Annotated in this window: 11 protein-coding genes; 4 read left to right on the top strand and 7 right to left on the bottom strand. The window is 66.9% G+C overall.

Going from position 1 to position 13,468, the window contains the following annotated elements; translation table 11 throughout:
• The first annotated feature begins 121 nt into the window (after positions 1-121).
• Complete coding sequence (locus tag GU920_RS13725) at positions 122-985, top strand: NAD(P)-dependent oxidoreductase (protein ID WP_161767655.1); 864 nt, start codon at positions 122-124, stop codon at positions 983-985.
• A gap of 34 nt (positions 986-1,019) precedes the next feature.
• On the opposite strand, the gene GU920_RS13720 is transcribed toward GU920_RS13725, so the two are convergent.
• Positions 1,020-1,577, bottom strand: coding sequence for a lipid-binding SYLF domain-containing protein (locus GU920_RS13720; RefSeq protein WP_161767654.1), 558 nt, complete (start codon positions 1,575-1,577; stop codon positions 1,020-1,022).
• A 170-nt stretch (positions 1,578-1,747) separates the two neighbouring features.
• Positions 1,748-2,761: a porphobilinogen synthase gene (gene hemB, locus GU920_RS13715; protein ID WP_161767653.1), complete on the bottom strand. Its 1,014-nt coding sequence runs from the start codon at positions 2,759-2,761 to the stop codon at positions 1,748-1,750.
• A 123-nt stretch (positions 2,762-2,884) separates the two neighbouring features.
• On the opposite strand from hemB, the gene GU920_RS13710 reads away from it, so the two are divergent.
• Together GU920_RS13710 and mfd are read left to right on the top strand one after the other, a co-directional pair.
• A complete protein-coding gene (locus GU920_RS13710) occupies positions 2,885-3,409 on the top strand; it encodes a component of SufBCD complex (RefSeq protein WP_161767652.1) in 525 nt (174 codons plus the stop codon).
• A 72-nt stretch (positions 3,410-3,481) separates the two neighbouring features.
• Positions 3,482-6,925 carry a transcription-repair coupling factor gene (mfd, locus tag GU920_RS13705; RefSeq protein ID WP_161767651.1) on the top strand — a complete coding sequence of 1,148 codons (3,444 nt, stop codon included), beginning with the start codon at positions 3,482-3,484 and terminating at the stop codon, positions 6,923-6,925.
• A 133-nt stretch (positions 6,926-7,058) separates the two neighbouring features.
• Here the strand turns inward: mfd and GU920_RS13700 are convergent, their stop codons facing one another.
• The 3 genes from GU920_RS13700 to GU920_RS13690 form a co-directional block, all read right to left on the bottom strand.
• On the bottom strand, positions 7,059-8,279 hold the full coding sequence (locus tag GU920_RS13700) for an MFS transporter (RefSeq protein WP_161767650.1): 1,221 nt from the start codon (positions 8,277-8,279) through the stop codon (positions 7,059-7,061).
• 199 nt (positions 8,280-8,478) lie between these two features.
• Positions 8,479-9,120 (bottom strand): DsbA family oxidoreductase, encoded by a 642-nt coding sequence (locus GU920_RS13695; protein ID WP_161767649.1) that lies wholly within the window; start codon positions 9,118-9,120, stop codon positions 8,479-8,481.
• Positions 9,107-10,657: a class I adenylate-forming enzyme family protein gene (locus GU920_RS13690; RefSeq protein ID WP_161767648.1), complete on the bottom strand. Its 1,551-nt coding sequence runs from the start codon at positions 10,655-10,657 to the stop codon at positions 9,107-9,109. Before GU920_RS13690 ends, GU920_RS13695 begins: the two co-directional genes overlap by 14 nt.
• Positions 10,658-10,720: 63 nt before the next feature.
• On the opposite strand from GU920_RS13690, the gene GU920_RS13685 reads away from it, so the two are divergent.
• Positions 10,721-11,344, top strand: coding sequence for a helix-turn-helix domain-containing protein (locus GU920_RS13685; protein ID WP_161767647.1), 624 nt, complete (start codon positions 10,721-10,723; stop codon positions 11,342-11,344).
• Positions 11,345-11,470: 126 nt separating this feature from the next.
• On the opposite strand, the gene GU920_RS13680 is transcribed toward GU920_RS13685, so the two are convergent.
• The gene (locus GU920_RS13680) at positions 11,471-11,596 is read right to left on the bottom strand and encodes an entericidin EcnA/B family protein (RefSeq protein WP_161767646.1); all 126 of its coding nucleotides are present in this window, start codon (positions 11,594-11,596) and stop codon (positions 11,471-11,473) included.
• 2 nt (positions 11,597-11,598) lie between these two features.
• Complete coding sequence (locus tag GU920_RS13675; RefSeq protein WP_235933341.1) at positions 11,599-13,344, bottom strand: extracellular solute-binding protein; 1,746 nt, start codon at positions 13,342-13,344, stop codon at positions 11,599-11,601.
• Positions 13,345-13,468 lie beyond the last annotated feature (124 nt).

Raw genomic sequence — 13,468 nt, 5'->3', positions numbered from 1 at the left:
CGGGGGGAACATCGGGGGCCAGTTCTGTTCAGCGGTGGGCAGGGCGGGCGGTGCTTGACGGCGGTTTGCGTATGGCTTCCTAGTCCAACCCATATCGAAGAGCAATCCGACGGGGGTAACGATGGCGAAGGTCGCCTTTCTGGGTCTGGGCGTGATGGGCGGGCCGATGGCGCGGCATCTGGCCACGCGGGGGCATGAGGTGACGGTCTACAACCGCACCACTGCGAAGGCCGAGGCCTGGGTCGCCGCCCATGGCGGCCGCATGGGCCGCACGCCCGCCGCGGCGGTGGCAGGCGCGGAATTCGTCATGGCCTGCGTCGGCAATGACGATGACCTGCGCGCCGTTTGCACGGGCGCGGACGGTGCCTTCGCTACCATGGCGCCGGGCGCGGTCTTTGTCGATCACACCACCGTCTCGGCACAGGTCACGCGCGAGATGCAGGCCGCCGCCGCCGCGCTGGGGCTTGGCTTCGTCGATGCGCCCGTCTCGGGCGGGCAGGCCGGGGCAGAGAACGGTGCGCTTTCGGTCATGTGCGGCGGCAGCATCGAAGATTACGACCGGGCCGAGCCGATCATCGCCGCCTATGCCCGCATCTGCCGCCGTCTGGGCGACAGCGGGGCCGGGCAACTGGCCAAGATGATGAACCAGATCTGCATCGCGGGCCTGATGCAGGGCCTGTCCGAAGCGCTGGCCTTCGGCGCGAAGGCGGGCCTTGACGGCGAGGCGGTGGTCGAGGTGATCAGCCAGGGCGCCGCCGGATCATGGCAGATGGTCAACCGCCACAAGACCATGCTGCAGGACCAGTTCGATTTCGGCTTCGCGGTGGACTGGATGCGCAAGGACCTGGCCATCTGCCTGCGCACAGCGGATGAGATCGGCGCCTCGCTCCCCGTCACCGCGCTGGTGGACCAGTTCTACAAGGATGTGCAGCAGATGGGCGGTGGGCGGAACGATACCTCCAGCCTGATCCGCCGCCTGAAATAGGGCGGGGGGGCAACCGCCCCCCCGCACCCCCCAATCACGGAATGATCCGCGTGTATTTCACCCCGGCCAGCGTCGCCCCCGCGATCAGCCCCTGCTGACCGAACACAAGCGCGATCACCGGGTCGATCTCGGTGGTCTCCTTGCCGATGCTCGCCCCCTGTTCGGGCGTGGCATATTTCAGATCCGCGCTCGCCGCCCAGCCGGTCGAGGCGCGGAATTCGGCCAGCGCTTCCGGCGTCATGAAGAACAGCGCATGGGCATATTGCTGCGCGCCGATCTGCAGGCCGTAGCTCGCCTTGGTCGAGGAATAGTAATCCACCGTCACATCGCGGATCTGCAACGCCCCGCGGCCATAAGCCCCGCCGAAGAAGAACCCGGCCTCCGTGATCAGCGGCATATACAGCACGCCCGCCGCCCGCCCCGCCAGATCCTGCGTCCCGGGATAGCGCGAAAACAGGAAGTTGCGCGTCGCCGCCACCCGCGCGTCGATCTGCTGCGCCCCGTCGCTGCCCACGCCATTGCCGCAGGCCGCCGTCAGCAGCACCGATGCCCCGGCCCCGCCAAGGACCATCCGTCTTGAAATCCGTTCCATGAAACCGCCCTTTGCTGCCTCGTCGCGGGTCTCTGCCCACGCTCAGGCGCCATAGTAGCGACATTCCGCCAGCCTGTCATGTCTCACCTGCAGGGGCGGCAAGACCCCGCCATTGGTGCGGATGAAAGGGGAATGGGAGAGAAGGGGAAGGGCAGGGTGAGTGCGCCCGATCAGCCCCAAACCCAGCCCGCGCGCAGTTTGGCTGCGGCTTCCGGCGCGAAATAGGTGAGGATCCCGTCGCAGCCTGCGCGCTTGAACCCCATCAGGCTTTCCATCATCGCTTTTTCGCCGTCGATCCAGCCGCGCTCTGCCGCGCCCCGGATCATCGCATATTCGCCCGACACCTGGTAGGCATAGGTCGGCGCGCCGAAGGCGTCCTTCACCCGGCGGCAGATGTCGAGATAGGGCATCCCCGGCTTGACCATCACCATATCCGCCCCCTCGCGCAGGTCGCGTTCGACCAGACGCAGCGCCTCGTCCGAATTGGCGGGGTTCATCTGATAGGTCTTCTTGTCGCCCTTCAGCGCGCCTGACGCCCCCACCGCATCGCGGAAGGGCCCATAGAAGGCGCTGGCATATTTCGCCGCATAGGACAGGATCGCCACATCCTTGTGGCCTGCCGCCTCCAGCGCGGCCCGCAGCGCGCCGATGCGCCCGTCCATCATGTCGGACGGGCCAAGGATATCGGCCCCCGCCTCCGCCTGCGCCAGCGCCATCCTCACCAGCGCCTCGATCGTTTCATCGTTCAGGATCACCCCGTCGCGCACCAGCCCGTCATGGCCGTTCGCGTTGTAGGGGTCCAGCGCCACATCCGTCATCACCGCGATCTCCGGGACCGCCGCCTTGATCGCCCGGATCGCGCGATTGGCCAGATTGTCGGGGTTCCACGCCTCTTCGCAGGCTTCGGTCTTGAGCGCGGGGTCAGTGTAGGGAAAGAGGCAGACCGCCGGTATCCCCAGACCCGCCGCCCGTTCCGCCGCCTGAACCACCAGATCGACCGAAAGCCGCTCCACCCCGGGCATCGAGGCGACAGGCTCGCGCACCCCCGCACCGTCGCGCACGAAAAGCGGCCAGATCAGATCGCCCACCGTCAGCGCCGTCTCCTGCGACAGGGCGCGCAGCGCCGCCGTCCGGCGCAGGCGGCGAAAGCGGGTGGCCGGGGTCGGGGCGGAAATCGGTCTCATCGGCGGGGCTCCGGGGCGCAGGGTCTATCCATCGGGGCTTGCACCCACGCCCCTTGCCTGCCAGAGAAAGAGCCGGGCCTCAAGGCGGAAGCGGTGGGGCGCTGTCAGACAGGGACGCGCGGGTTGGACTGGTACAAGACGATCTTCGAAGTGATCGACCTCAGATCCTTCTCGAACCTCTGGTTCTGGCTGGCACTGGCGGTGCTTTGGTCCACTGTCAGCCATTTCGTGGTGGGCGTGCCCCATGACATGATCCGCCGCGCCGAACGCGAAGGCGAACAGGCGCAGGCGGATGTCGAAGCGCTGGCCCATATCTATACCCGCCGTTTCCTGCTGATCCTGCGCACGGGCGGGCTGATCCTTGTGGGGCTGGTCTGCTTCCTCGTGACCAGCCTGATCGTCCTGGCGATCTTCTTCCGCATGGAATTCGCGCAGGCGCTGCTCTGCCTCGTGCTGCCGATGCTGGGGGTGATGGCCCTGACGCTGCGCACCTGCCTTGTCATCGAACGCCACGATCTGCGCGGCCCCGATCTGTTCCGCACGCTGCGGCGCCACCGCATCACCGTGCAGACTGTGGGCATGTTCGCGCTGTTCTTCACCGGCATGTTCGGCATGTATCAGAACCTGACGCTGGGCACCTTCCGCTAGCCCCCCGTCCGGCGCGGAAAACCGCACGCCTTTGCCGTTGACGCCGCTGCCCGGGCGGTTAAGTCAGGCGCCATGCAGACAGGTCCCCGCATCCTCCTTGGTGGCGCGCCCGAAGGGTATGACGCCCGCCTCCTTTCCCGCGAACTGGAACGGGGCGCCCCCGTCATCCACATCGCCCGCGATGACAAGCGGGCCGAGGCGATGGCAGCGGCCCTCGCCGTGATGGCGCCGGGGGTGCTGGTGCTGGATTTCCCGGCCTGGGATTGCCTGCCCTATGATCGCGTCTCGCCCAATCCGGCCATATCGGCCCGGCGCATGGCCACGCTCGCGCTGCTGGCGGCGGGCGTGAAGGGGCCTTTCGTCCTGCTCACCACGCTTGGCGCCGCGATGCAGCGCCTGCCCGCGCGCGCCGTGATCGGCGACGCCGCCTTTGCCGCCCGCGTGGGCGACCGGGTGGATGAGGCGCGGCTCAAGGGCTTTCTCACCCGCATGGGCTTCACCCCCGTCTCCACCGTGGCCGAACCCGGCGATTACGCCCTGCGCGGCGGCATCGTGGACATCTGGCCGCCCGGCAGCCGCACGCCCATACGGCTCGATTTCTTCGGCGATGTTCTGGATGGCGCGCGCCGCTTCGACCCCGAAACCCAGCGCACGACCGAGAAACTCACCTCCGTCGAATTCGCGCCCATGTCCGAGATCATCCTCGATGAGGCCGCGATCACCCGCTTCCGCCAATCCTACCGGCTGGAGTTCGGGGCAGGGGGATCGGACGACCCGCTGTATGAGGCGGTCAGCGCGGGGCGCAAGCATCAGGGGATGGAGCATTGGCTTCCCTTCTTCCATGATCGGCTTGAGACGCTGTTCGACTACATCCCCACCGCCACCGTCGTGCTCGATGACCAGATCACCCCCGCCCGCCTGTCGCGCTGGGACGGGATCGAGGATCAGTACGACGCCCGGCGCGAGGCGATGACAGCCAAGGGCCGCCTCGATTCCGTCTACAAACCCGTGGCGCCGGGCCTCCTTTACCTCGACGATCCGGCATGGGAGGCGGCCACCGCCCCCCACCGCCTGATTCAGCTTTCCCCCAACCCGCAAAGCCCCGGCCCGGGCGTCCTCGATGCAGGCGGGCGGATGGGGCGCAACTTCGCCCCTGAACGCCAGCAGGAAGGCATCAGCCTGTTCGGCGCGCTCGCCACCCATATCCGCGACCTGACCAAGGACCGTCAGGTCATCCTCGCCTCATGGTCCGATGGCGCGCGCGAACGTCTCGAAGGTCTGCTCACCGATCAGGGCGTCACCGGCGCGCAGCGCATCCGTGACCTGCGCGAGGTGCCAGAAGGCAAGGGCGGCCTGTTCCTGATGGTCTGGGCGCTCGAGGCCGGGTTCACCGCCCCCGGCCTTGCCGTCATCTCCGAACAGGATGTGCTGGGCGACCGCCTCGTGGGCAAGCCCAAGCGCAAGCGCAAGGCCGAAAACTTCCTGCGCGAGGTGGACACCCTCACCCCCGGCGATCTGGTCGTCCATGTCGAACATGGCGTAGGCCGCTATCTGGGGATCGAAACGATCACCGCCCTTGGCGCGCCCCATGCCTGCGTGGCGCTGGAATATGCCGAAGGGGCGAAACTCTACCTGCCGGTGGAGAATATCGAACTTCTCTCCCGCTACGGCCATGAAGAAGGCCTGCTCGACCGCCTCGGCGGCGGCGCATGGCAGGCCAAGAAGGCGAAACTCAAGGAACGCATCCGCGAAATCGCCGACCGCCTCATGCGGATCGCGGCGGAACGCGCCCTGCGCCACGCCCCCATCCTCGAGGCGCCGCACAGCCTGTGGGAGGCGTTTGCCGCCCGCTTCCCCTGGCAGGAAACCGATGACCAGCTCTCCGCCATCGCCGATGTGGTGGCCGATCTGGAATCGGGCCGCCCGATGGACCGCCTCATCGTGGGCGATGTGGGCTTCGGCAAGACCGAGGTCGCCATGCGCGCGGCCTTCGTCGCCGCGCTGGCGGGGATGCAGGTCGCCGTGATCTGCCCCACCACGCTGCTGGCCCGCCAGCACTACCGCAGCTTCGCCGAACGCTTCCGGGGCTTCCCGATCACCGTCAAACCCCTCTCGCGCTTCGTCAGCGCGAAAGAGGCCAAGACCACCCGCGAAGGCCTCGCGAACGGCACAGTGGATATCTGCGTGGGCACCCATGCGCTGCTCGCCAAGGACATCCGCTTCAAATCCCTCGGCCTTCTCATCATCGACGAGGAACAGCATTTCGGCGTCGCCCACAAGGAACGGCTGAAGGAGATGCGGTCGGAAATCCACGTCCTGACGCTGACCGCCACCCCCATCCCGCGCACCTTGCAACTCTCGCTCACCGGCGTGCGCGACCTGTCGATCATCGCCACCCCCCCTGTGGACCGCCTCGCCATCCGCACCTACGTGTCGGAATTCGATCCCGTGACATTGCGCGAGGCGCTTTTGCGCGAACGCTATCGCGGCGGCCAGTCCTTCATCGTCGTCCCCCGCATCTCTGACCTGCCCGAGATCGAGGATTTCCTGCGCACCCATGTGCCCGAGGTGACCTATGTCATCGCCCATGGCCAGCTTGCCGCGGGCGATCTCGACGAAAAGATGAACGAATTCTACGACGGCAAGTATGACGTGCTGCTTTCCACGACCATCGTGGAATCGGGCCTCGACATCCCCACTGCGAACACGATGATCGTCCACCGGGCCGACATGTTCGGCCTGTCCCAGCTCTACCAGATCCGGGGCCGCGTGGGCCGCGCCAAGACGCGCGCCTATTGCTTCCTCACCACGAAACCCCGCATGCCGCTCACCCCGCAGGCGATGAAACGCCTCCGCCTGCTGGGCAGCCTCGATTCCCTGGGCGCAGGCTTCAACCTCGCCTCGCATGACCTCGACCTGCGCGGCGCGGGCAACCTTCTGGGCGAAGAACAATCCGGCCATATCAAGGAAGTGGGTTACGAACTTTACCAGCAGATGCTGGAAGACACGATCGCCAAGCTGAAATCGGGCGAACTGTCCGGCCTCGCGCCGCTGGATGATCAATGGGCGCCGCAGATCAACCTCGGCGTCCCTGTCCTGATCCCCGAAGACTATATTCCTGATCTTGATATCCGCTTGGGCCTCTATCGGCGGCTGTCATCGCTCACAACCAAGGTGGAACTCGAAGGCTTCGCCGCCGAACTGATCGACCGTTTCGGTCCCTTGCCCCGCGAGGTGAACACCCTGATGCTGGTCATGCGGATCAAGTCGATGTGCAAACGTGCAGGCATCAGCCGTCTGGATGCCGGGCCGAAAGGCGCCACGGTGCAGTTCCATAATGACAAGTTCGCCAACCCGGCAGGGCTGGTCGACTTCATCAAATCCGATCCGGCCGCGCGTGTGCAGGGCAATAAGATCGTGCTGATGCGCGACTGGAAGACGGAAGCCGACCGCATCAAGGGCGCCTTCGCCATCGCCCGCGATCTGGCCGAAAAGGTGGTGAAGGCCAAGGCCTAGGGGCGGCACGTAGGATGGGCAGGACTGCCCATCCTACATTGGCCTCACCCACAACCATACCCTTGACCCTGTTGCAAAGGTCGCAAAGGCCAAGACCTCTGCCCGCCCTGTAGGATGGGCAGTTCTGCCCATCCTACCGCGGGATCATCCGCATCAACCCCCAGCCCCCCGCCGCAAACACCGCCACCCCCACCATGAGGGGATAGGCCGTCCCGTTGAACGCCAACCCCACCGGCACCGCCAGCAGGACGGAGGCCACCGTCGCGATCGCCCCCATCACGCTGGCCGCCATCCCCGCGATATGGCCCACGGGTTCCAGCCCCAGCGCATTCAGATTGCCCACCGTCAGCCCCGTCATGAAGAACACCCCGATGGTCCAGATCAGATGAACCGGGAAGGCCAGCGCCGCAGGCCACAGCCCAGCAACCTTCGTCACCAGCACGACCAGCGTGAACACCACCTGCGCCGCCAGCGTCACGGTGATCATCCGCCGCATCCCCAGCCGCACCACCAGCCGCGCGTTGATCAGGCTCGCCGATCCCGACACCACCGCGATCACCGCAAACCACATCGCGAAACTGTCGCCCTCGCCATAGACCTGGTCAAAGATCGGCTGCGTCGCCGACAGCGTGCCGAACAGGCAGGCAAAGACCAGCGTCTGCACCGCGATCGACACCACCACCACCCGGTGCGACAGCACCTCGACAAAGGCCGCCCGCAGCGTGGCCGCCTGCAACGGCCGCCGCTGCCCCGCCGTCAGCGTTTCGGGCTGGCGCAGCCAGAACCACAGCATCGACAGACCAGAAAAGACCAGAAACGCCAGAAAGATCCCCCGCCACCCCGTCACCGACATGATCTCCTCGCCGATGAAGGGCGCAATCGCGGGGACCAGCGTGAAGATCATCATCGCGAAGCTCACCACCCGCGCCATCTCGCGCCCCTTGTAAAGGTCGCGCACCAGCGCCAGCGACACCACGCGCGGCCCCGCCGCGCCCAGACCCTGCAACAGCCGCGCCACCAGAACACCCTCCAGCGTGGGCGAGACATAGGCCACCAGCGCCGCCGCACAGTACAGCGCCGCCCCGGCAAGGATCACCGGCCGCCGCCCGAAAGCATCGGACAGGGGCCCCGCAAACAGCGTGCCGATCCCCATGCCCATGACAAAGGACGTCAGGATCAGCTGCGCCGCATTGGGCGCATCGGGCGACAACTCCGCCGCGATCTCGGGCAGGGCGGGCAGCATCGCGTCGATGGAAAAGGCGATGGTGGCAAACAGCATGGCGATCAGGGCGATGAACTCGCGCTGTCCCATGATCGCGGCGGGGCGGCCGTCGGGGGCGGATATCTGTGTCATGCCGCCGGGCTACCACGCGGCCCGCTTCGCCGACACTGCCCCGACCGCACAGATCCCTGTGCGCCCGTCGCCGCTCAACTTGCCGTGTGCCCCCCGGACATCGCCCCGATCAACACGCCAAGGCAGCGAGGAGACAGCCCCTCCCCGCCGCGCCTCGGCCGCCCTCTGTGTAACCCTTTCGGCCTTTGCGCGGCGCCTATCAGCCCTGCGCCGCCTGCTCCACCAGCTCGTCGATCACCTGCTGCCAGACCTCCACCGGCTGCGCGCCCGACACGACATAGTGCTGCGCGATCAGAAAGGTCGGCACCGCCGTCACGCCCTTACGCCGGGCATCCGCATCCCGCGCCCGTATGTCATCGGCATCCGCTTCGCTCGCCAACAGCCGCGCCACCGCAGCGCCGTCCATCCCCACCTCGCCCGCTAGCCCCGCCAGCGTCGCGTGATCCCCGATATCCGCCCCGTCGCGCCAATGCGCCCGGAACAGCCGCGCCACTATCGCCGCCTGCCGCCCCTCGATCCCCGCCCAATGGATCAGCCGATGCGCATCCAGCGTATTGGGCAGGCGCGTGACCTTCTCCATGTCGATCTCGGCCCCGGCCCGCTTGGCATGTTCGGCCACCTCAAGCATGGCCTGTATCGCCTTCTCGCGCCCCCCGAACTTCGCCGCCAGATATTCCACATGATCCGCGCCGCCCTGCGGCATCCCGGGGTTGAGCTGGAATGGATGCCACTGCACCTGAAAGGGATGGTTCGGTCGGCTTTCCAGCGCGCGGTCCAGATAGGCCTTGCCGATCAGGCACCACGGGCAGACAGGATCGGAAAAGATATCAAGCCGGATCATGCGGTGTTGTTCCTTTTTTCGCGGGCGGGACAAGGCCCGCAAGCGCGCGCCGGTTCAGCTTGTTGTTGGCCGATCGCGGCAGGGCGTCAACCCTGACCCAGAGCCGCGGCTGCTTCCAGCGCGCCAGATTGGCCCCGGCATGGGCAGCGAGAATAGCCTCGTCCAGCGGGGCGGCGCCCAGATAGAAGCAGCCAATCACCCGCACGCCCGGCTTCACCTCCACCTCCGCGACCGCACAATCCGTCACGCCCGGGCAGGTGGCCATCACCGCCTCCACCTCCAGCGGCGAAACCCGGACCCCCCCGGGGTTCATCAGATCATCCGCCCGCCCGACAAACCGGATCGCGCCATCCCCGTCCATTTCCGCCAGATCGCCCGTCACGAACCAATCGCCCCGGATGCGCGCCGCGGTCGCCTCCGCATCGCCCAGATAGCCCAGCATCAGCCCCGGGTCGGACCGATGCACCGCCAGCACGCCCTGCGCCCCGCGCGGCACCGGCGCGTCTTCCGCGCCCAGCACCGCCACGCGCCGCCCCGCCTGCACCCATCCCGCCGTCCCCGCCCGCGCAGGGCGCGCGGGACTGCCCGAGATATAGGTGGATACCTCCGTCATCCCCAGCGCCTCATGCAGCGGGCGCCCTGTGGCCGCCTCCCAGGCCGCGCGCAGCGCATCCCCCATCGCCTCGCCCGCGCTCAACCCATGGCGCAGCTTGGGCAGCGGGGGCATGGGCGCCCGCAGCATCTGCCGATACACCCCCGGCGCGGCGGCAAAAACCGTCACGTCAAAACGCTTCATCAGCAAGGGCAGCGCCGCCGCCTCCACCCCCGGTGCAGGCACCATCGCCACCGCGCCTACCGTCCACGGGTCCATCAGGCCCGTGCCCAGCGTATAGGTCCAGTTGAAGGCCCCCGCATGCAGGACGCGGTCGCCATCCCCGATCCCCTCCCAGCCCTGATGCATCATCCCCCGCGCCCAGATCGCGCGATGCGCATGCGCCACCGCCTGCGCCCGCCCCGATGTGCCCGAGGTGAATACCACATAGGCCAACCGCCTGGGATCCCCCATGTCCCAGTCGCAGGGTGCCAGCCGCGCCCAGCCTGCGACATCGGCCGCCGTCACCGCCCGGCAGGGCAGGGGGTCGGGCAGCGCCACCCCGTCTCCGCCCACGATCAACGCAGGCTGCACTACGCCCGCCATCCGCGTGATCTCTGCCCCCGTCAGGGCGGCAGAGGTGGGCACCGGCACCAGCCCGGCCGCGATCGCCCCCAGAAACAGGACCGGGAACTCCACCACATTGCCCAAGCGCATCAGAACCCTGTCACCCGGCCGCAAACCCAGCGCCAGAAGCCCCGTCCCGCAACCCCGCACCGCCGCCATCAGCCGGGCATAGCTCCACCGCTCCGCGCCCTTGGGGCTGATGATCTGCAGCGCCATCCGATCCGGCGCGCGGGTGGCGGATGCCTCCAGCACATGCCGCGCCATGTTGAACGGGGCAGGGCAGGGCGGCCAGGGCGACAGGTCTATCTCGGACAGCATCCCGCCGTTCTAGCCCCCCACAGCGCCGTTGCAAGCGCGCAGCACCTCGCGTAATCCCCTCCCATGGCTGGATCAGACCCCAAGACGCTCATCCGCATCGCCCGCGAGAACGGGTCCGAACCCCATGTCGCCCCCCTCGATCTGGGCCAGCGCGTGCGCGACCTGCGCAAGGCGCGCGGCTGGACGCTGGAACAGGCCGCCACGCAGGCCGGGCTCGCCCGCTCCACCCTGTCCAAGATCGAGAACGGCCAGATGTCGCCCACCTATGAGGCGCTCAAGAAACTGGCCGAAGGTCTGGCCATCTCGGTCCCCCAGCTCTTCACACCCCCGTCACGGACGCAGGTCTCCGGCCGCATGTCGGTGACCAAACAGGGCGAAGGGCAGGGCCATGCCACGGCCACCTACGAACACGAACTTCTCGCCGGTCACCTGACACGCAAGCAGATGCTGCCCTACCGGGCCCGCATCCGCGCCCGCGATCTGGAAGAATTCGACGGCTGGGTGCGCCATGACGGAGAGGAGTTTCTCTATGTCCTCACCGGCGTGGTCCGGCTCTATACCGAATTCTATGAACCCGTGGAATTGCGCCGGGGCGACAGCGCCTATTACGATGCTTCGATGGGTCATAACGTGATCAGCCTGTCGGAAGAGGATGCCACCATCCTCTGGGTCACCTCGCTGACCTGACCCGCAGGCGTTCTCCGACACAGAAAACGCGCCGAATTCTGACACAGAATTCTGTCCCCAGCGGCGCGGCGGACCCGGAATTTGCGTCAAATTCCGGCGCGAATTCTGCGTCAGAATGCGCCCGCCTCAGAACGTGTTCTGCACCGTCCGCGCCCCGGTCGAGATATCCTCGCCCACCCCCGCGATCGTCGCACATCCCGACAGCGCCACCAGCATCACCACCAGAACCAGACCTGCCTTCATTTCCGTCATCCTCATTCCTGATACCACCAGACCTCGGGCTGAAAGCCCGGCCAGTCGCCATAAAGTGGCAGGCGGTCGGGATACTTCAACTCCCGCCGATGCGCCAGCCGCGCCACATCCGAATACCAGATCGGAATGACATAGCGGCCCGTCGTCAGGATGCGGTCCAGCGCCTGCACGGCGGCAATGAAATCGTCCTGATCCCGGGCTGCAACCATCGTGGCGATCATCGCCTCGGCGGCGGGCGAATTCATGCCCATCCAGTTGCGCGTCCCGGGTTCCGTCACGCCCGCCGATCCCCAGTAAAGCGTCTGCTCATTGCCGGGCGACAGCGACAGCGACCGGATGTAATGCGTCATGTCGAAATCGTACTGCGTCGTGCGCTCCTTGTACTGGGCCGAATCCACCGTCGTGACCCGCGCCTCGATCCCCAACCGCTTCAGGCCCTCGACATAGATCGTCGCGGCGTTGATGATGTCATCCGCCCCGTTGGTGATCAGGATCTCAAAGGTGAAAGGCTGGCCTTCGGCGTTTTTTAGCACGCCCTCCTGCACCGACCATCCCGCCTCTTCCAACAGCGCATTCGCCCGGCGGATCGCGCGCCGGTTGGCCTCGCTCCCGTCCCCCACCGGCAGGGCATAGCCCTCCAGCGCGCCGGGCAGAAGCGCGTCGCGGAACGGCTCAAGCAGTTCCGCCACCCGCCCCTCGGCCGGGGCGCCGGGCGTCATCCCGAGCGGCGAGTTGGAAAAGTAACTGTCGATCCGCGGCGGGATGCTGCCGTTCAGCGTGCGATTGATGAATTCGAAGTTGAACGCCGTGATCAGCGCCTCGCGCACACGCCAATCGGCAAAGATCGCGCGGCGGGTGTTGAACACGAACCCCTCGATCCCCGACGGGCGGCTGTGCGGGATCACCGATTTCACCACCTCGCCCGATTGCACGGCGGGAAAATCGAACTGCCGCTCCCATTTCACCGGGTTCGTCTCGCGCCAGCTGGTGATCGCGCCCGCCTTGAATGCTTCGAACACCGCCCCGCCATTGCCGAAATAGTCATAGCGGATCTCGTCCAGATTGTGCTGCCCCCGGTTGAAGGGCAGATCCGCCCCCCACCAGTCGGGATTCTTGGCATAGGTGATGAAACGGCCCGGCTCGAACGCCGCCACGACATAAGGCCCCGATCCGATCGGCGCCTCCAGCGTCGATCGGGTGAAATCCTTCCCCTCCCATTGCGCCTTCTTCAGGATCGGCCGCAGGCCAAGGATCAGCGGCAATTCCCGATCCTCGGCCTTGAAGGTGAACCGCACGCTGCGCGGCCCGGTCTGTTCCACCGTCGCGATCTTGTTCCAGGCGGTGGCATAGCGCGGCTGTCCCTTGGTCCCCAGCACCTCGAAGGACCAGATCACATCCTCCACCGTCACCGGGCTGCCGTCCGAGAATCGGGCCGCCTCGCGCAGGGTGAACTCCACGAAGCTGCGCGCCTCATCCGTCACCACCGATTCGGCCAGAAGGCCATAAAGCGTGAATGGTTCGTCCAGCGATCGGCCCAGCAGCGTCTCCACCGTATGCGCCGTCAGACCGGCCGGGGCGATCCCGCTGACGATGAAGGGATTGAGCGAATCAAACCCCCCGCTCTCGCCGAAAACGATTCGTCCGCCCTTGGGGGCATCCGGGTTTGCATAGGGCAGCGACACAAAATCCGGGGGTAGCGCGGGCCTACCATACATAGCTATGCCATGGGTATCCGCCCCCGCCAGCATCGGGGCCAGCCCCAGCGCCAGACCTGCGATCCACCCCTTCCAACGCCCAAGAAAGCCTGACCCTCTCACCGCAACTGCCCCTCTCGCACCGTTTTTCTTTCGCCCGACCCTAAGGTGGCTTGCC

Source organism: Paragemmobacter ruber, from assembly GCF_009908315.1.
Taxonomy (GTDB): Bacteria; Pseudomonadota; Alphaproteobacteria; order Rhodobacterales; family Rhodobacteraceae; genus Paragemmobacter; species Paragemmobacter ruber.
Note: the sequence above shows the minus strand (reverse complement) of the source record. Positions and strands in the feature narration are given on the sequence as shown.